General features: G+C 72.3%; 16 protein-coding genes. 13 read left to right on the forward strand and 3 right to left on the reverse strand.

The window, feature by feature from the left end; all coding sequences use genetic code 11:
• Window positions 1-19 precede the first annotated feature (19 nt).
• Both CHC09_RS19320 and CHC09_RS19325 read left to right on the forward strand, forming a co-directional pair.
• Entirely contained in the window at window positions 20-463 is a 444-nt protein-coding gene (locus CHC09_RS19320; RefSeq protein ID WP_089294595.1) for an excisionase family DNA-binding protein, read from the forward strand.
• Window positions 464-467: 4 nt separating this feature from the next.
• Window positions 468-1025, forward strand: coding sequence for a PIN domain-containing protein (locus CHC09_RS19325; protein WP_089294524.1), 558 nt, complete (start codon window positions 468-470; stop codon window positions 1023-1025).
• A gap of 110 nt (window positions 1026-1135) precedes the next feature.
• On the opposite strand, the gene CHC09_RS19330 is transcribed toward CHC09_RS19325, so the two are convergent.
• Window positions 1136-1891 (reverse strand): DUF1932 domain-containing protein, encoded by a 756-nt coding sequence (locus tag CHC09_RS19330; protein ID WP_239138710.1) that lies wholly within the window; start codon window positions 1889-1891, stop codon window positions 1136-1138.
• A 212-nt stretch (window positions 1892-2103) separates the two neighbouring features.
• On the opposite strand from CHC09_RS19330, the gene CHC09_RS19335 reads away from it, so the two are divergent.
• The 10 genes from CHC09_RS19335 to CHC09_RS19380 all read left to right on the forward strand — a co-directional run bounded on the left by CHC09_RS19335 (window position 2104) and on the right by CHC09_RS19380 (window position 15375).
• Window positions 2104-2829, forward strand: coding sequence for a PIG-L deacetylase family protein (locus CHC09_RS19335; RefSeq protein WP_089294526.1), 726 nt, complete (start codon window positions 2104-2106; stop codon window positions 2827-2829).
• Window positions 2826-3503 (forward strand): 4-carboxy-4-hydroxy-2-oxoadipate aldolase/oxaloacetate decarboxylase, encoded by a 678-nt coding sequence (locus CHC09_RS19340; RefSeq protein WP_089294527.1) that lies wholly within the window; start codon window positions 2826-2828, stop codon window positions 3501-3503. Before CHC09_RS19335 ends, CHC09_RS19340 begins: the two co-directional genes overlap by 4 nt.
• Window positions 3504-3807: 304 nt before the next feature.
• Complete coding sequence (locus CHC09_RS19345) at window positions 3808-4875, forward strand: 4-oxalomesaconate tautomerase (protein WP_089294528.1); 1068 nt, start codon at window positions 3808-3810, stop codon at window positions 4873-4875.
• Window positions 4872-5837 carry a VOC family protein gene (locus tag CHC09_RS19350; protein ID WP_089294529.1) on the forward strand — a complete coding sequence of 322 codons (966 nt, stop codon included), beginning with the start codon at window positions 4872-4874 and terminating at the stop codon, window positions 5835-5837. The genes CHC09_RS19345 and CHC09_RS19350 overlap by 4 nt, the downstream gene beginning before the upstream one ends.
• A gap of 308 nt (window positions 5838-6145) precedes the next feature.
• Window positions 6146-9187: an FtsW/RodA/SpoVE family cell cycle protein gene (locus tag CHC09_RS19355; RefSeq protein WP_089294530.1), complete on the forward strand. Its 3042-nt coding sequence runs from the start codon at window positions 6146-6148 to the stop codon at window positions 9185-9187.
• The gene (locus CHC09_RS19360; protein ID WP_089294531.1) at window positions 9187-9864 is read left to right on the forward strand and encodes a hypothetical protein; all 678 of its coding nucleotides are present in this window, start codon (window positions 9187-9189) and stop codon (window positions 9862-9864) included. Before CHC09_RS19355 ends, CHC09_RS19360 begins: the two co-directional genes overlap by 1 nt.
• Entirely contained in the window at window positions 9857-11266 is a 1410-nt protein-coding gene (locus CHC09_RS19365; protein ID WP_143232426.1) for a protein kinase family protein, read from the forward strand. The genes CHC09_RS19360 and CHC09_RS19365 overlap by 8 nt, the downstream gene beginning before the upstream one ends.
• A gap of 4 nt (window positions 11267-11270) precedes the next feature.
• Window positions 11271-11558: a hypothetical protein gene (locus CHC09_RS19370; protein WP_089294533.1), complete on the forward strand. Its 288-nt coding sequence runs from the start codon at window positions 11271-11273 to the stop codon at window positions 11556-11558.
• The gene (locus tag CHC09_RS19375; protein ID WP_143232427.1) at window positions 11555-13339 is read left to right on the forward strand and encodes a hypothetical protein; all 1785 of its coding nucleotides are present in this window, start codon (window positions 11555-11557) and stop codon (window positions 13337-13339) included. The genes CHC09_RS19370 and CHC09_RS19375 overlap by 4 nt, the downstream gene beginning before the upstream one ends.
• Before the next feature lie 227 nt (window positions 13340-13566).
• Window positions 13567-15375 (forward strand): hypothetical protein, encoded by a 1809-nt coding sequence (locus CHC09_RS19380; protein WP_089294535.1) that lies wholly within the window; start codon window positions 13567-13569, stop codon window positions 15373-15375.
• Here CHC09_RS19380 and CHC09_RS19385 read toward each other — a convergent pair.
• Complete coding sequence (locus CHC09_RS19385; RefSeq protein WP_179277174.1) at window positions 15366-16784, reverse strand: DUF4407 domain-containing protein; 1419 nt, start codon at window positions 16782-16784, stop codon at window positions 15366-15368. The two genes, CHC09_RS19380 and CHC09_RS19385, sit on opposite strands and share 10 nt — an antisense overlap.
• A 308-nt stretch (window positions 16785-17092) precedes the next feature.
• Between CHC09_RS19385 and CHC09_RS19390 the strand changes: the two genes are divergently transcribed.
• Complete coding sequence (locus tag CHC09_RS19390; protein ID WP_089294537.1) at window positions 17093-17968, forward strand: MFS transporter; 876 nt, start codon at window positions 17093-17095, stop codon at window positions 17966-17968.
• 2 nt (window positions 17969-17970) lie between these two features.
• Here CHC09_RS19390 and CHC09_RS19395 read toward each other — a convergent pair whose 3' ends face one another.
• Complete coding sequence (locus CHC09_RS19395; protein WP_089294538.1) at window positions 17971-18732, reverse strand: alpha/beta fold hydrolase; 762 nt, start codon at window positions 18730-18732, stop codon at window positions 17971-17973.
• Window positions 18733-18785 lie beyond the last annotated feature (53 nt).

Consider the following 18785-nt stretch of genomic DNA (forward strand, 5'->3'; position numbering starts at 1 on the left):
TGGTGCGGTGGCGAGGGCGATGAGTCCAGTCAGTCCGGATGAGGAGTCGATCGCTGTGGCCGCGGAGGCGCTGCCGCGGGTGCAGGAATATCTCCGCACGCATACCCGCGGCCCCCAGGCGGTCCGGGTAATGGTGGAAGGGTCGGAGGAGGCTCTCGTCGTGCCTCGCGGCGCGGTCGAACTCCTTGCCCGAGTCCTGGCGCACATGGCGAACGGGCACAGCGTCTCGGTGGTCCCAGAACACGCCGAGTTGACCACACAACAAGCCGCGGACCTGCTCAACGTGTCCCGGCCGTACCTGATCGGGCTCCTGGAATCCGGCGAGATCGAGTTTCGGAAGGTCGGCACGCACCGCCGCGTCCTGGCGGGCTCGATCCTGACCTACAAGTACCGCGACGACCTGCGGCGCCGCGCGGCTGCTGACGAACTCGCTCAGCTTGCCCAGGACATGGGTCCGAGCTGACACGATGGCATTCGTCGTGGTCTACGACGCCAGTGTGTTGTTCCCGAGCGTCCTGCGTGATCTCCTCATCCGGATCGCGCAGTCAGGCCTGGTACAGGCCAAGTGGTCAGAAGCCATCCTGGACGAGATGTTTGCGGCTCTGCGACGACAACGCCCTGATCTTGATCCCAACAAGCTCGCACGGACCCGCGCCCTCATGGCGACAGCGGTCCGGGACTGGAAGGTCAGCGGTCACGAGGACCTCGTGGATTCGTTGAAGCTGCCCGATCCGGACGACCGACATGTCCTGGCAGCGGCAATCAAAGCGCGGGCACAAGTGATCGTCACCTCGAACGTCCGCGACTTTCCCGTTGCGGAGCTCCGCAGGTGGGACATTGATCCGAAAACCCCGGACGAGTTCGTGCGAGACCAGATCAGCCTGGACCGAAGCGCGGTCTATGCGTCGGTCCAGCAGATCGTCGACTCATGGCGAAACCCTCCGGGCAGCATCGAAGACGTATTGGACCGTCTCGAGCGCTCAGGCCTCGCGATCAGCGCCGCTGAGTTGCGCTCGCGCCCCTAGCCAGAACCGCGCCAACCGCTACAGGCCGCCGAGCCTCCCACCACGGTTGCCGTACGGCCCGGTTCTGGCGATTTACGCTGAGGCCAGGGTCCGCCAAACGCGGACCGGGTTCAGTCGATGAGGTCGGCGAGCAGGTCGCGGCTGGCCGTGGCGATCCGCGGGGTGACGCCGAGGTCGGTGAGCAGCTCGGCGGCCGCGGCCATCTCCTCGCGGCGGCGCACCGCGTGCTTCTTCGAGCCGTCGACGAGCCGGTCCAGGGTGGCCGCGTCCGCCTTGATCAGCTCGGCGGCGATGTTGCCGCGCAGCCACTCCTCCAGGCCGGCCGCCCGCGCCGCGGCCAGCGCCTCCACCACGGCCGCCGCCATGCCCTTGTAGAAGACGCTGCGCAGCAGTTTGCGGGTCGCCGCGGTGCCGACCGGGCCGTCCAGCACGAGGACGTCGGCGCCGTAGCCGCCGAGGACGGTGGCGAGCCGTTCGGCCGCGGGACCGGACATCGTCATGGGGGTGCGCAGGCCCTTGCCCGGCACGGGCGACATCAGGGCGACGTCGACGACCTCGACGGCGCCGGCCGCCTCCGTGCGCAGCCGCTCCTTCAGGCCGGGCGTGGCCGTGTTGAGATCCGCCCAGACGGTGCCGGGCGCGCAGGCGGGCAGCGCGGCACGCAGCGCGTCGAGGGCGTCGGCCGCGCTGTTGACGCTGAGCACCACCTCCGCGCCACGGCAGGCGTCGGCGTCGCCGGCGGCCGCGATCACGCCGGCCGGTGGCGCGACGCGGGGGTCGAAGCCGCGCACGGTGGCGCCGGCTGCGGCGAGGTCGGCGGCGATCAGGCTGCCGGCCTCTCCCAGCCCGAGTACGGCGATGATCAAGGCGGTACCTCCGGGTGCTCCGTCGATTTCAGGGGGCCTCCTGGAATCGTCCCTCATCGCTGGCGCCTCCCCGCTGAACAGCGACTCTCGCAGATTGGCGACAGGATTGTCAACAATTGCTTCGACCAGGTGATCGCCCTAGTCTGGACCGTGTGGCGACCAGGCTTCAGCCGGTTGTTGACAATCGTATTGGCAGACTATGGGGAGCCGTAATGACCGATTCCACCCTGGTACTCACCGCACACCCCGGCGACTTCGTCTGGCGTGCGGCGGGCGCGATCGCCCTGGCCGGCTCCCGCGGCCGGCGCGTGGTGATCGGCTGCATGAGCTTCGGCGAGCGCGGCGAGTCGGCGTCGTTGTGGCGCAAGGGGTACAACCTGGACCAGGTCAAGGCGGTCCGCCGGCAGGAGGCCGAGGAGGCCGCCAAGGTGCTCGGCGCGGAGATCCGATTCTTCGACGCCGACGACTACCCGCTGGTCGAGACCCCGGCGCTGCTGCAGGGCCTGATCGACCTGTACCGGGAGGTGCAGCCGGCCGTGGTGCTGACGCACGCGCCGGCCGACCCGTACAACGGCGACCACGCGTTCGCGCACCAGATCGCGCTCAAGGCCCGGATCCTCGCGCAGGCGCCGGGGGTCGAGGGGCCGGGCGAGGTGATCGGCGCGCCACCGGTCTTCTGCTTCGAGCCGCACCAGCCCGAGCAGTGCGGCTTCGTGCCGAACGTGCTGCTGGACGTCACCGAGGTGTGGGAGCGAAAGCGGGAGGCGATGGCGGTCCTCGCCGCGCAGAAGCACCTGCACGCGTACTACACCGATCTCGGCAAACGCCGGGGTCTGCAGGCCGCCCGGAACTCCGGGCCGAACCTGGGCCTGCCCAACGAGACGTACGGTGAGGCGTACATGCGGATCTACCCGCAGGTCACCCGGGAGTTGTCGTGAGCCGGCACGTGGTGGTCCGGGATTTCGAGCGGGTTCCCGCCGAGATCCTGAAGGAGCTGGCCGAGGAGGGCGCCTCGACGGTGCACGAGGCCGACGGGCGGCGCGGGGCGTTCACCCCCGAGCTGCGCCCGATCCAGTCCGGCGCCCGGATCGCCGGCGCCGCCGTGACGGTCTCCTGCCACCCCGGCGACAACCTGATGATCCACGCCGCGGTGGAGACGGTCCGGCCCGGTGACGTCGTCGTCATCACGACCACCTCCCCGTCCACCGACGGCATGCTCGGCGACCTGCTGGCCACCTCGCTGCGGGCGCACGGCGCGATCGGCGTCATCCTGGACGCCGGGGTGCGCGACGCGGCCGAGCTGCGCGAGATGGGCTTCCCGGTGTGGGCACGGGCGATCAGCCCGCAGGGCACGGTCAAGGCCAGCCCCGGCTCGGTCAACGTCCCGGTGGCGGTCTGTGGACAGGTCGTCAACCCGGGCGACGCGATCGTCGCCGACGACGACGGCATCGTGGTGGTCCCACGCGACCGGGCGGCGGCCGTCCTCGCCGCGGCACGGAAACGGACCGCGAGCGAGGCGTCGAAGCGGGAGCGGCTGGCCGCCGGCGAGCTGGGCGTGGACATGTACGGTCTGCGGCCGCTGCTGGAGCGGCTGGGGGTGGAGTACCAATGAGCGAGCTTGCGAGCGAATCGGCTAGCTCAGTCTCCAGCTCATGGCGACGCCGGAGCGAAGCGGAGGTGGCGCCATGAGCGAGCTTGCGAGCGAATCGGCTAGCTCAGTCTCCAGCTCATGGCGACGCCGGAGCGAAGCGGAGGTGGCGCCATGAACGAGCTTGCGAGCAAATCGGCTAGCTCAGTCTCCAGCTCATGGCGACGCCGGAGCGAAGCGGAGGTGGCGCCATGAACGAGCTTGCGAGCAAATCGGCAAGCTCAGTCTCCAGCTCATGGCGACGCCGGAGCGAAGCGGAGGTGGCGCCATGAGCCGGCCGATTCCCGTACTGCTGATGCGTGGCGGCACGTCGAAGGGGGCGTACTTCCGCGCCGAGGACCTGCCGGCCGACCCGGCCGCGCGGGACCGGCTGCTGCTGGCCGTGATGGGCTCGCCGGACCCGCGGCAGATCGACGGCATCGGTGGCGGGCATCCGCTGACCAGCAAGGTCGCCGTGATCAGCCGCTCCACCGACCCGGAGGCCGACGTCGACTACCTGTTCCTGCAGGTCCAGGTCGACAAGCCGATCGTCAGCGCGGAGCAGCCCTGCGGCAACATCCTGGCCGGGGTGGGCCCGTTCGCGATCGAGCGCGGCCTCGTCGACCCGCGGGATCCGAGAACCCCGGTCCGGGTACGCATGGTCAACACCGGCGCGCTCGCCGTCGTCACCGTCTCCACTCCGGACGGCCGGGTCGAGTACGCCGGCGACACCGCGCTCAGCGGGGTGCCCGGCACGGCCGCCCGCATCGAGGTCGAGTTCCGCGACACGGCCGGCTCGGTCGCGCCCGGGCTGCTGCCCACCGGCCGGGTCCGCGACGACCTGGACGGCGTCCCGGCCACCCTCATCGACAACGGCATGCCGGTGGTCCTGCTCAACGCCGGTGACCTGGGCGTCACCGGCTACGAGACGCCGGCCCGGCTGGAGGCGAACGGCGAGCTGCGGCGCAGGGTCGAGGAGCTGCGGCTGATCGCCGGCAAGCTGATGGGTCTCGGCGACGTCGGCGCCACCACGGTGCCGAAGATGTGCCTGGTCGCGCCGCCGGCGCACGGGGGCTCGCTGAGCACCAGGATGTTCATCCCGCACCGGGTGCACGCCTCGATCGGGGTGCTCGCCGCGGTCAGCGTCGGCACCGCCGCCGCCGTTCCCGGCAGTGTCGCGTTCCTCGCGGAAGCGCCGGAGACCATCCGGCTGGAACACCCGTCCGGCTTCTACGACGTGGTCATCGACGTCGACCCGGCCGGTGACGAGATCACGGTCGGCCGGTCGGCGATCGTGAGCACCGCCCGCCTGCTCCTCGATGGACAGGTCCATCGCCGCTCGGAGGAACTCTCATGACTGAACGCCTTCGCGACGTCGCGCACGTCTCCGCGGTCGAGCTCTTCACCCCGGTGCTGGACGACACCGTGCGGTTCTTCACCGACCAGATGGCGATGGAGGTCGTGGACCGCCGCGGCGACAGCGTCTACCTGCACACCTGGGACGACTACGAGATGTTCTCGGTGAAGGTGACCGCGTCGCGGTCCTCCGGGATCGGTCGCAGCTGGCTGCGGGCGCGCAGTCCGGAGGCGCTGCAGCGGCGGGTGGAGCAGATCGAGAAGGCCGGCCTCGGCGAGGGGTGGAGCGAGGACGAGCCCGCGTACGGCCCGGTCTTCCACTTCACCGATCCGGACGGTCACCGGTTCGGGATCTACTGGGAGACCCGGCGGTACGTCGCCTCCGACGAGACCCGCCCGTCGCTGAAGAACCAGGCGGCGAGGTTCCCCGGGCGCGGCTCGAACGTGCGCCGTCTCGACCACATCAACTTCCTCGCCCGGGACGTGCCGGAGAACGAGCAGTTCGTCGACGAGGCGCTCAGCGGGCGGCCCAGCGAGCAGATCGTGCTGGACGACGGGACCAAGGCCGCGGTCTGGTACACGTTCAGCGACAAGTCGTACGACGTGGTCTACACCCGGGACTGGACCGGCTCGACGGGGCGGCTGCACCACATCGCGTTCGCCACCGACACCCGCGAGGACATTCTGCGGGCGGCGGACGTGTTCCTCGAGGCCGGCATCCACATCGAGACGGGTCCGCACAAGCACGCCATCCAGCAGACCTTCTTCCTGTACGTCTACGAGCCGGGCGGCAACCGGATCGAGCTCTGCAACGCCGGCGCCCGGCTGCTGCTCGCGCCGGACCACGAGGTGATCACCTGGACCGAGGCGGAGCGCGCCAAGGGTCAGGCCTGGGGGCTCAAGACGATTCAGACGTTCCACACCCACGGGACTCCGCCGGTCGACGAGTCGGAATGGGCGTGAGCCCGGGTGCCCGTACCAGCAAAGATTTATAAACGTGCTCTACGCTGGGGATACGTGAATTGATTCGCGTTCGGGAAATCGTGAACTAATAGCCGATCGGTGGTCACTCGCGAGCGTTAACCGCGCTTTTTCCACCGATATCCTGAGAGCCTGAAAACAACCGGCCGTCGTGAACCTTTGACGGAGGTGTCGGGCTCATTCTCACGGATCTACTGGCCGGACCGGCGCGCGACGGCCTCTGTGTTCTCGCCGGCCTCACCTGGGCCGCCGTCGCCGCGGGCGGCCTGCTGTTCCGCCCCCGGCTGCGTGTGCCGGCGCTCTCCCGGACCGGGGGCCTGTTCCTCTGGGTGCCGCACGTGCTGGTCGCGGTGCCGTTCTTCCTGACCGGGGCGGCCTACGCGCTCTTGGTGCCGGCCGTCGCGGCGGTGACGTTCCTGATCGGCCACCAGGGACGGCGGCTGACCCGCTGCGACGACCGCGGTGGGATCCGCGGGCCGGTGCTGGCGGTCCTGGTGGCCGGCACGCTCCTGCTCGAACTCGGGCTGCTGCTCGCGGTCCGGCTGGTGGTGGTGCCGAAGCCACAGGTCTCGTTCGCGAAGTCGCTGACCGCGGAGAGCCTGGGCGCGGCCTGGTCGGTGCTGCTCCAGCCGCTGCTCGGCCTGCTGGCCGTAATCGTGCTGCTCCGCTGGGCGCCGCGCTGGGTCCCGCCCCGGCATCCACCGCGGCAGCACCCCGACCGGGCCACCCACGCATTGCGCCCGCCGATGTCGAGAGGCCCGAAAACGGCTAGCGAAGCGTGGTCGTTTTCGGGCCTCTCGACATCGGCCGCCAAGGGCGCAATGCCCGCGAGCCGAAGGCGACGCCGGTTAGCCCAGCACCCCGCCCTGATCATGGCGGTGGTGGCGGTGCCGTTCCTGCTGCCGCTGCTCGCGGGCGGCGGCGCGGCGCTGAAGTTCGGTCCGGTGGCCACACCGGAGTACGGCAAGGTGCTGCTCTGCGGCGCCCTGGCCGTCCTGGTCGCCCGGGACAGCTACCGCTTCCGGGACGTCCACCTGCTCCGCGCGCTGCGGCAGATCCGCCAGGCCTCCGGCGGGATGCTGCGGCGGCCGGCGCTGGTGGCGAGCTATCGGACGAGCCGCTTCCTGTTGCTGCCGGTCGCCCTCTTCGGCGTGGTCGCGATCGCCAGCGGGCTGCGGCACGACTTCGGCACCATCGTGCCGGCCGCGCTGGTCACCATGGGGGTCACCTGGTGCGCGACCCGGCACAACCTGGATTCCGACCGGATCGGCGACGAGCCGGCCGCGCCCGGGGTGCGCCTGGTGGTGGCGTACCGGCTGTTCATCGGCGTCGCCGTGCTGCTGATCGGGGGCGCGGTGACGCTCTTCGCGACCGACTACGTGGGCGAGCGCGGCCGGGTGTGGAGCGACCCGTGGCGGTTCCGCTGGAGCTCGGCCTGCGCGGTCGTACCGGCCACGCCGGAGCTGCGCGCCGCGGTCCCGGCGAACCGGGTGCCCTGCCTGCGCTCGCTGGCCGCCGACGCGGAGAGCGAGGAGTCCCAGGTGGCGCAGGCCATCTCGGCCACCGCCGACGGCGGACTCTGGGGTCGCGGCCTGCGCGACCGGGTCTCCGGGGCGGTCGCGGCCGGACCGACCGACTTCGTGCTGGCGGTCGTCTGGAACAAGCTCGGCGGGTTCGTGGTGATCGGCGTGGGATTGCTGGTCATGGTCCTCGCCGCGGGGCTCGTCCGGGCGGCGGAACACAGCGAGCGGCTGCGGCTCTTCGCGGCCGGGCTGGGCGCGATGATCGTGGGTCAGTACCTGTTCGTCCTCGCGACCACGGCGAACGCCATCCCGCACACCGGTATCCCGGCGCCGTTGCTGTCGCGCGGCGGCCAGTCCACCCTCGCCCTGCTGATCGGGATCGCGGTCGTGCTGGCCGGCGCCCGCCGGTCGGAGCCGGCGGTCCCAGCGCCCCGGCGGGTGGTGAGCACGACGATGCTGGTCGGCAGCCTGGCCGGGATCGTGACGGTGCTGACCCTGGTGCCGTACGCCGCCCCGGGTCTCGGCGGGCTCACCGGGCCGCGGATCTACCGGCAGGACCGTCCACTCTGCCCTCCCCGCCCGGCCGAACGGTCCGCCATGGTCACCCAGCCACCCGATCCGAAGGTCTGCTCCACCGACCGCATCGCCCTGGCCCGCACCCGGATCGCGGTGACCTTCCCCGGCGGCGGGCGGCTCGCCCTGGACCGGACCACCGGCGAGTGGGAACCGGAGCACCCCGAAGCGCTGTCCGGATTGGCCGGCGCCGACCTCGCCGGCCTGACCAACGTGCCCGGCGGGCCGACCGGTCTGATCGAGCGCACCTACCCGGACCTGATCGGCTACTCGGCCGGCGCCCGGCTCAGCCGCCGGCTGCTGCCGCCGGAACGCGACCGGGTGGACGGCGGGCTGGCGCTCACCCTCGACCCCGGCCTCCAGCACGTCCTGGCCGGGACGGTGAGCGGCCCGGAGCCGGCCGCGGTCGTGGTCCTCGACCCCGCCGACGGCCGGGTGCTCGCCAGCGCGGGTGGCCCGGGAAGCGGCAAGCCGCCCAAGGTGAACCGCCGGCAGGCCGAACGCTTCGGCCGGGAGCACCGGCACTACGTGCGGCCCGGACCGGACGGGCGGGTCGACGACTCGGCGGCCGACCCGGCCTGCGTGCGGCGGTCACGGGACGGTGCGGGGCAGCGCGAGTGCTGGCGATGGTCGTACACCGTGCCGGAACCGGCGGGTAGCGATCGGGCGCTGGGGCAGGCGTACCCGTTCGACGGGGCCGCGGATCTGGTGCTGCGGGCCGCCGAGGCGGAGGGGCGTGACCCCGGCGAACAGGCAGAACTGCTCGGGCTGGGGGTGGGCGACTGCGGCGGGCCGGACCGGTGGACGGTGCCCCGGCTGGCCGGCAGTGTCGCCTCCTGTCTGCCGGACCCGCCGGGGCGCGACGGCTCCCGCGGCACGCCCCTGGCCTTCGCGGTGATCGCGGGAGCCGTGGCGGCCGACGGTCGCGCCGTGCATCCGGGCCTCGTCGACGGCGTGACCCACCCGGCCACCGGTGGCACCGAGGCCGTGCCGGACCGGCCGGCGGTGACCGCCTTCTCGCCGGGGACCGCCGAACGCCTGCGGGCGTCCTTCCAGCCCGGCGACGGGCTGCGGCGCTACACCACGGAGGCCGGGAACTGCCACTGGACGGCGGGCTACGCGGAGTCCGGGACGGTCGCCTTCGCGGTCGTGGTCGAGACACCGGACCGGGCGGCGGCCGACGCCCGGACGCGGCGGACCCTCGCCGCGCTGAGCACCTGGATCGGAGGCCGGTGATGCACGAACGAACCGTCCGGAACGCCTTCCGCGAGGCGGTCGAGTCCTACTGCAATCAGCTCAGCGCGACCGGACGGGACCCTCGCGAGCTGCGCTTGTCGATCACGGTGATCACCACCGGGACGCTGTCCCGGGAGACCGTGGAGTGGATCCACCGGGCGGCCCACGACCATGTGCGCAACCTGCTGCCGGGCGCTCGGGTGGACTCGCTCGAGTTCCCGGTCAAGGCCGGCGTCGGGGAGCCGGGACACCGCTTCGGCTTCCGGCACTCCGCCACCCCGGCCCGCGAGGACCACGGCCGGGAACATGGCGCCGCCGCCGTACTCACCCTGTGCTACGACCGGGATTTCGTCTGGCCCTGCCGGATCGGCGCCGCGGCCCGCTGGCTGGCCCTGGGCCGCCTGCCCGGGCAGCGGCCCGGGCCCGAGGCGCTGCCGCTGCCCGAGTACGCCGCCTGGTTGCCCCGCGGTCCGCTGCTGCTGGTGCGCAACCACCAGGGCCGGCTCGACTTCGCCCGCTCCACGCAACGACCGCGCTACGGAATCCGGGTGGACGGCGTCGACCTGCCCCTGGGCCGCTCGCTCGTCGCCGCCGCCGCCGGCGAGATCGAGTACCGCGATCCCGACTCCGTCACCGTGCTCCGCTACCGCGTCGATTGGGAGGGACAACATGTCTGACCCCGATTCCCGTTCACTGACGATCGAGCTGGAAGGGTCCCCGCGGCGCGCTCGTCTCACCGTGGCGCCGCCCGTCTCCGGGCAGCCGAAAGCGGTCGAGTTCGCGGTGGTCCCGGACCACGGCGGGCCGGCCGGCCAGCTGGTCCGGATCGACGCCGAGGTCATCTTCACCACGGCCTCGAACGAGCGCGACGGCTGGCGCGACTGGCACGTCAAGATCTACCGCTGCGCGAACGGCGAGGAAGCCTCGGCGCTGCGCGAGCACCTGCACCGGCAGGCGGCCGCGCTGCAACGGGTCAACAGCTATCTGCCGGCGCCGCAGCGGCGCCAGGCGATCGAGCCGCCCTGGGCGGTGGTGCCGGTCCAGGTGGTCCGCGGCGACGGGCAGCTGGAGGAGATGGCCAATGTGGTCACCACCCGGCTGGGGGTGCCCCTCGACCAGATCGTGGCCCGCCTGCGGCAGCATCTCCCGGCCTGGCTGGGCGACCGGGCCCGGCCCGAGGAGATCCTCTTCGCGGTCTCGCCGCAGATCGACCCGCTGCGCTGGGAGGACACCAACCCGCATCCGGCCACCGAGCATCTGGAGCCGTTCCTGACGCTCGCCGCCGGCCTCGACCACCTGCACTCACACGGCTGGGCGCACTGCGACATCAAGCCGGACAACGTCTGCCGGTGCACCTACGCCGGCCGCACCGACTACGTGCTGATCGACACGGACGCGGCCACCCGGGCCGAACCGCCCCCACAGACCCTGCGCACCTCCCAGCTGTACGAGTACCGCGGGCTCCGGCAGCTGCGCCTGCGCCCCGGGCACGAGCCGTCGGCGGGCCTGTTCTACGCCCAGGACCGGTTCGGCTTCCTGACCGTGGTGCTCAGCGCGCTCGCCGGCCGTGAGTGGGTGGACCGGGTGCTGCTCGCCCCCGATCCGGAGGACCGTTACGGGGGCCGGATCGTCGACAGCGGCGAACGGGTCGACCAGGCGCTCGCCGCGCTCTGGCCGGACGAGCGCTGGCGGCCACTGCGCGAACTGCTCGCCGAGCCGTTCGGGACCGGGCCGCGGGGGCAGATCGCCCTGGAGCATCCCGACCCGTGGGCGGCCGACTGGCTGAACCGGGTGCGGGAGGCCGAGGCGCGATGCGTTGATCCGGTGCGGTCCGCCGCGCGGCGCGGCACCCCGGCCCCGTGGCTGGTGACCGACGCCGAGGTGGAGCGGGTCCGGGCGGCGGCCCAGGCCCATCCCGCGGGCCGCAATCAGCGGGTACGGCTGGCCTACTCGGCCGTCGCGCGGGGCGCGCAGGCGGCCGCGGCCAGCCAGTTCCGCCTGGCGGCGTGGCGCTGGGGCGCGGGCCTGACCGGAAGCGCGGTGCTGGTCGCGCTCGGCGCCTTCGTGATCGGGCGGTAGCCGCGTGATCGAGCTGATCAGCCGGCTCCGGGCCGCCCTGCGGCGCCGGGTCGCCGAGCGCTGCGGGCACCCGGAGGACACCTTCGGGCCGTACCAGCACAAATTCGGCCGGTGGCTGGACACCGGCCCGGAGGCCCGGGAGGACGACGAATTGGCCGAGGTACGAGAGGCGGTGGCCCGCTATCTCGCGGTCGCCGCCGGAGAGGGCCGCCGCTGGGGTACGACCCTCGGCGTGATCGTGGGCGGACTCGGCGCCCTGGTCTCCTTCGTGACCATCCGGGCGCTGTCGTGAACGGCAGGACGCCCCACGACGACGTGGCCCGGCGGTTCGGGACGCACTGCCCGGTCTGCGGCTCGGCCCTGGGCGACACCGAGCCACCGCTGGACTCCGAGACCGGCCGGTACGTGCACTCGCCGTCGTTCCGCCTGGAGGTGGACGACTCGGGCGGGCAGCGCGAGCCCGGCTGGCGGGTCACGATGCTGGCCGGGAACTACCCACCGGCCGAGTCCACGGCGCCGCCGTTCAACCCGCACTCGGTGGACTACGTCTACCTGCTCTGCGGCGACGGGCACATCTTCCCGGACGCGACCCCGGCCTTCCACAGTGGAACGCAGCGCCACCGGGACGTACGGCAGCGGGTCGACGATTTCAACGTGGTGGCCACCGTCGGGTCACCGGCGAGCGGGAAGACGTACCTGCTGGTGCGGACCCTCAACCAGAGCCTGGACCAGCGCGGTTACTGGCATGCCGAGCGGGACCCGGGCCGGATCCGGTCGCGGGAGCTGGCCCCGCTGGAGGCGCTGCCGACCCGGACCTGGATCGACCAGTACAACCTGACCCGCAAGGACGGGACGGCGATCGCCCCGACCAGCGACACCAAGAAGAGCGCCGCCTACCCGCACGGCATCATGCAGCGCCGGTTCCCGATGGCGCTGCGAGCGATCCAGGAACTGGTCCGGCGGACCGTGCTGGACGGCGGCCAGCTGGCCGGCAAGTGGGGCGAGGGCTTCCGGCAGCCGCTGGTGCTGCGCACCGACAGCGGCGGCCACCGCACCTGGACCGGCATCGCGGACCTGCCCGGCGAGCTGTTCACCGAGCAGAGCGCGGACCGGCGCGAGGCCCGGATGCTGCGCTCGTTCGACGCGCTGATCTGGGTGCTCGACCCGGCGGTCGCCGCCGGTGCGGCTCGCTGGATGCGGAAGGTGAAGGATCCCGACATCGACGAGTCGCTCCAGCTCGGCGGGAACCTGCGGCCCGGCACCGTCGACAAGGCCAGCGCCGACACGGTCCGGGTCAACCGGGAGGCGATCCAGAACGGCATCGGCCGGCGGATCACCGTCATCGACGGGCCGATCGCCGACGCCGAGGGACGGCCGCTCCAGATCCTGGTGACGATCAGCAAGTGCGACCTGATCCACGCCGCGCTCAAGAAGGGCTGCACCCTGGAGAGCCTGGGCTCGGCCGGCGAGGTGCTGAACGGCGCCGCGACCTTCCTGGGGTTCACCCTGAACCAGTGGTCGGCCGGGCGGCTGCGGCCGGACGAGGGCGCCGCCCGGCTGCTCGGCTACCTCCAGGGGGCGCGGCACGCACCGGAGTCCGGGCGGCGGCGCCGGATCGAGCAGGTCGCCCACGGCCTGCTCGGACACTACTCGGCGGAGAAGGAGTTCTGGGCCCTGGTCCACGATGGCGGGGAGAGCCAGGTGACCATCCCGGCCGCCAGCATGGCCGAGCACCCGCAGTCGCTCCGGGTCCCGTCGCTCGACGAGCACCTCGACTCGGCCCGGCGGCCAGGCACCGGCGACCAGATCCTGCTGCGCGACCTGGTCATGTCCGCGGTCGGCTGCGGTCTCTCCTTCGCCCTCGGCCAGGGCGCCGCGCTGAACAGCATGCACCAGGAGCCGTGGCTGGTGATGCGCTACTTCCTCTGCTCGCCGCTGACCACCGTCCCGGTCGCCCGCAACGACGAACAACTGGAGCCGCTCGACCCCGACCAGAGCTTCCCGCCGATCGGCGAACGGGCCGCCGGGCTCACCCATCTGCTGCTGGCCGTGCTGAGAAGGGCACGCCGATGAGCGAGCTTGCGAGCGAATCCAAAAGCACAGTCACCAGCTCATTGCGACGCCGGAGCGCAGCGGAGGTGGCGCGATGAGCGAGCTTGCGAGCGAATCCAAAAGCACAGTCACCAGCTCATTGCGACGCCGGAGCGCAGCGGAGGTGGCGCGATGAGCAAGCTTGCGAGCGAATCCATAAGCATAGTCACCAGCTCATTGCGACGCCGGAGCGCAGCGGAGGTGGCGCGATGAGCGGCCGGATGGAGATCGTGGAGTGGGCGGACGTGTCCGGCACCGGCTTCAGCCCGCAGGGCAGGAGCTCCGGCGGCGCCTCCCCGGCCCACTGGGCGGCGGCCGAGGCGATGCTGCACGAGGACCTGGGCCAGCCGCCGGAGGGCATCCGGCGGACCGGCGAGCATCCGATCTGGACGCTGCGCCGGGTGCCTCTCGGTGACCGGCGGACGTGGTGTTTTGTGGTCCAGGGCCGGCGCGGCCCGTTCGGGGTGGCCGGGACCAGCCGGTTCGGGTTCGCACCGCCCGGTATGGACGCCTACGAGAGCTGGGAGACCGGCATGGCCGAGGTGGCCGGGCCGCACGAGCCGCCGGCCGAGGACCCGCCGACCGGGCTGCTGAGCGTGGTGCTGGGCGGTGTCCTCCTCCGGCGGCCGGTGATCCCGATCGGCACGTCGCCCGCGGACACCGCCTGGGTCATCCAGCGGATCCTCGGCGTCCTGCCGGAGCGCGACGCCCGCCTCTTCTCCTGGTCCACGTGCCTGCTCCAGCCGCCCGGCCCGGCCACATCCCGGGTGGTCTCCGGCCGATGGCCGGCCGAGTTCAACGGCTGGGAGCCGGAGCTCGGGCGCGCCGTCGAACAGGTCTTCGCCGCGGGCCCCGTCACGAAGGGGCAGGTCGCGCGGTTCCTCGACGACCGGGCGGCCGAGGCCGGGTTCGACGACCTCGTCGACGTCGCCGCTCACGGCCGTTGCCTGCCGCAGCGCCGGCGTGGCGACGTGAGCCTGCACGAGCTGATCCTGCAATCCCGTTACTCTCCCCAGCCGGTCCGGCAGGAGGAGGTGCCGGGCATGCTGCACGCGCGGCAGGGCCGGATCGCGCTGCGGGACAATCACCGGTCCCTGGTCCGGGAGTGGGCCCGGGACAACCCGGCGGCCGCCGTCCGCCATCTGCGGGCCGAGAGCGATCCGGTGCTCAGCCGTGAGCTGACGCTGGGCCTGGTCCAAGCCCAGGACGGGTCGCCGGAGAACCTGCTCGGGCTGCCGACCGCCGGCAAGCCGGGCTCGGCGGACTGGCTGCGGCGGCTCGCCGAGTTGCTGACCGACGCCTGTGACCGCGACGACCTCCTGCGGCACGCCGAACGGTGGCGGGAACGGGAGCGGCCGTGGGCGTCGTACCCGGATCTCTTCGCCGCCCGGGGCTGGCTGAAATCGCTGGGCCTGACCGTGGACGACGCGCCCGGGCTCTTCCCGGTCCGGAAGGACCTGATCATCGAGGAGCTCAACCGGCACCACCGGATCACCTCGGCCGCCCTCGAGGAGCTGCACCTGGTCCGCAGACCGGTCGAGCTGATCGAGGAGATCGCCCCGGAGTTGCGGGCGCTTCCGCCGCAAGAGGCGGAAGCGCTGATCGAGGCGCTCTCCAAACGGACCACCGATCGCCGCAGCGCCCGGCGGCTCCAGGGCCTGAAGACCCGGCTGACCGGTGTGCCGGAGCCGGCCCGGCCCGCGACGCCGAAGCGGCGGAGATACAACCCGCTCGCGCTCATCCTGGTCGGCGCGGCCACGCTGGTGGCGGTGCTCGTCCTGCTGATCCTCGCGCCGAGCACCGGTGATCGCTCCGAGCTCGGGCGCACCGGGCCGTCGGAGACCGGCGGACACCCCGATCAGGGGCCCTACCGGCTGCCGGCGATCGACGAGCACCCCGAGCAACGGCGATACCGGCTGCCCGCGATCGACGGGCACTCCGAGCCGGGGCGTTCCGGGCAGCGTCGGCACGGCCCGCCGGGGACCGGGGCCGGCCGTCCGATGCCCGGTCAGTCCTGACGGAACCGCCAGCCGACGCGGCCGGCCTCGTCCCAGTCGCCGCCGTCGGCCGGACCGACCGGGGCGGGCCGCCCGCCCAGCTCGTCGTCGGGCCAGTCGTTGTAGCCGGCCGGCGCGGGCTGCTCGGAGCGGTTTCTCGACAGGGGCAGCCACCGGGTGGTCCGGGCCGGGCGGGCCTCCCCCTGCCCCCGGAACCGCCGCAGCTCGCTGGCCCGCCACCGGTTCAGCTCCCGGTCACGCAGCTCAGCACCGATCACGGCCTCGCGTCGGGACCGCTCGGCGAACTCCTTCTCCCGCCGCTCCTGCTCGGCCTTCAGGGAGCTCTTGGCGAACTCCACGTCGGCCTTCTCGGCGGTGGCGAGGATCTGGTCGTACGCCGAGGCCGGCCCGATGTTCAGCAGGAACTTGGTCAGCACCGGCAGGATCTCGACGGCCGTGATGAACAGCAGCAGGGTCAGGTACGCCGTCTTCAGCGTCGCGTTCCGCTCGGTGATCTCGCTGAGCGCCTCGATCTGCGCCAGCAGCCCCCGGCTGTTGCGGCTGTCGACCAGGTAGCGGTCCTCCTCGGCGGCCTTGAGCGACTTGAGCCGGGCGAGCTCGGCCTGCTTCTCGGGTAGTTCGCCGCGGGCGTTCGCCTGCTGGCCGACGCTGGCCTGCTTCTGCCGGGCCTGGGCCGCGTTTCTGGCCTGCTCGAGCTTCTTGGCGGCCGCGCCTCGCTGAGCGCGCAGCTCCTGGGCGTACTTGAGCTTGGTCTGGTAGGCGGACCCGCCGCCCTTCTTCATGCTGCCGCAGGTGCCGTCGTTCTCGCAGAGGGCGTCGGCTTCGGCCTTGGCCCACTTCTTGTCGAGCTGATCGAAGACCGCCTTCGCCTGCGCGACGGCCGGGTCCTTGCCGACCAGGTCGTCGACCTCGATGCCGGCGGCCACCCGCTGCAACCGGTCGACCTCCTGCTCGAGCGCCGGGATCGGCGCGAACCGGTTGTCCGTCCGCAGCGCCGCCTCGAAGCGGTTGCGGTCGGCCTGCTGGTCGACGGTGAGCTGGGCCTGGATCTCACGCTGGAAGATCCAGAGCACCAGCGGGGTGGAGACCACCGCCCCGATCACGAGGGCCAGCACCAGCCGGGGGAGCAGGGTGGCGAGGTTCTGCCACCACCGGTCCCGGCGGGACGCGGCGGCCACCAGCCACCGGTCGAGGTTGGCGATCGCCAGGCCCCAGAGCAGGGCCACCGCGACGGCCGCCCAGAGCGGCGCCCGCGCACCGTTGTGCAGCGCGAAGGCCGCGGAGATCGCGGCCATGCAGGCGGTGGTGAGCACTACGCCGCCGAGACCGGAGAACTTGCGCCGCTCCCGCGGGCTGCGCGCCAGAGTGTCCTCGTCCGCACCGGAGAGCCAGATCAGTAAACGCGCCACCGCATCAGGATCCCGAATCGGGCATCGGGCCGGAAATCCCCCAATGTGATGGCAGGGCTCACTAGGATTGTCAACAATCCTACCCATGTCTGGGTATCGATACGACACGAGCTGGACAGATGCCTGGAACTTATTGTTGACAATCATGCGAACAACAAGCACGATCCGGTGACGCGCACCACTCCCCCGCAGCGTTTCCGAGAGGAAAACCCCCCGATGCCCTCCACCGCCACAGGCAAGACACGCGGTAACCGGCTCGCCGGACTGGTCGTCGCCATCTGCTGGCTCGTCGTCCTATCGGCTCCCTGATGACCGCACACCAGGTCGGGGGCATCGTCGCCGGCAGCCTCGGCCTGTGGCTGCTCGACAACCACGGCTGGCGCTCGGCGTACTGGGTCGGCGTGCTCCCGCTGTTCATCGCCGTCCCGCTGATCGCGAGGTTCCTGCCCGAGTCGCTGAGCTTCCTGGTCGCCCGCGGCCGCACCGACGAGGCCCGCGCCCTCGCCGGCCGCTACGACGTCGAGGTTCCCGCCGCCGAGCCGGCCCGGGGCAACCGGCTGGACGGCATCGCCGACCTGTTCCGCGAGGGCCGCTGGAAGCCGACCCTGCTCTTCTGGGTCACCTCGTTCGGCGGCCTGCTCCTGGTCTACGGCGTGAACACCTGGCTACCGACGATGATGCGCGCCCAGGGCTACAACCTCGGCTCGTCACTCGCCTTCCTGATCGTGATCAACCTCGGCGGTGTCTTCGGCATGCTGGCCGCCGGCCGGATCGCCGACCGGTTCGGCGCGGTCCCGGTCGCGGCCGCCTGGTTCGCGTGCACCGCCGTCGGCATCTACCTGCTCGGCGCGCACACCCCGCTCGCGGTCACCTTCCTCATCGTCTTCCTGGCCGGCTTCTTCCTGTTCAGCGCGCAGACCATGGTGTACGCCGCGGTCACCGCCCGCTACCGCACGGAGAGCCGGGCCACCGCGGTCGGCTCGGTCGCCGGCATCGGCCGCTTCGGCGCCGTCTTCGGCCCCTGGCTGGGCGGCCAGCTGGTCGCCGCCGGCAACCAGGGGTGGGGCTTCACCGCCTTCGCCGTCACCGCGGTCCTCGCCACGGTCTTCGTCCTGCTCGCCGGCGCCGCCGGTCGCGAGCGCGCGGCGATCGCCGAGTCACCGGAGCCGGTCGCCGCGCGCTGAACTCAGTTCAGGAAACCGGTCAGCGCCGGGACGAATCCCGGATCGCGCAGCGCCGACAGGTGGTCCCCGGGCACGGTGCGCAGCACCGCGCCCGGGATCGCCCGCGCGAGGACCTCGGGCCGGACGGCCAGCGGATCCTCGGCGCCGGCGAGCACCAGTGTCGGCGCCTTGATCGACTCCAGCGGGATCGGCGCGGCGTGCACGGCGGCGGCCTGCGCGGCCAGCGCGAGCCGGTCCCCACCGACCGCCTCGACGAACGCCCGGAAGCCCGCCGCCGCGGGATCGGTGATCGTGGACCGGTCGTCGGTGCGCAGGGCGTGCAGCAACCGGTCCCCGCCGATCACCCGGGTGTCCAGGCCGCCCAGCTCGACCACCCCGGCACCCACCCCGCCGACCACCAGGCGCCGGATCCGCGGGTCACGGGCGGCGGTGAGCAGCGCGACGATCGCGCCCATCGAGTACCCCACCAGGTCGACCTCGGTGATCCCGAGCAGGTCGAGCAGGGTGATCACGTCGCCGGCCATCCGGGACTCGCCGTAGACGGCCGGGTCGTGCGGCTTGCCGGAGCGGCCGTGGCCGCGCGCGTCGATCGCCACCACCCGTCGGCCGGCGCCGGTCAGCGCGCCGACCACCCCGGGCAGCACCCAGTTGGTCCGCCCGTCCGCGATGAAGCCGTGGTGCAGCAGCACCGGCGGCAGCTCGGACTCGTTCTCCCAGATCTCGTAGAAGATCTCCACGCCATCGCCGGATCGAAATGTCGACATGCCGAGATCATGCACTGTCAGTGCTGATTTCTGAAGCCCCCTGTCGGCATGCC

The sequence above is a fragment of the Actinoplanes regularis genome (genome assembly GCF_900188005.1).
In the GTDB taxonomy this organism is placed as follows: Bacteria; Actinomycetota; Actinomycetes; order Mycobacteriales; family Micromonosporaceae; genus Actinoplanes; species Actinoplanes regularis.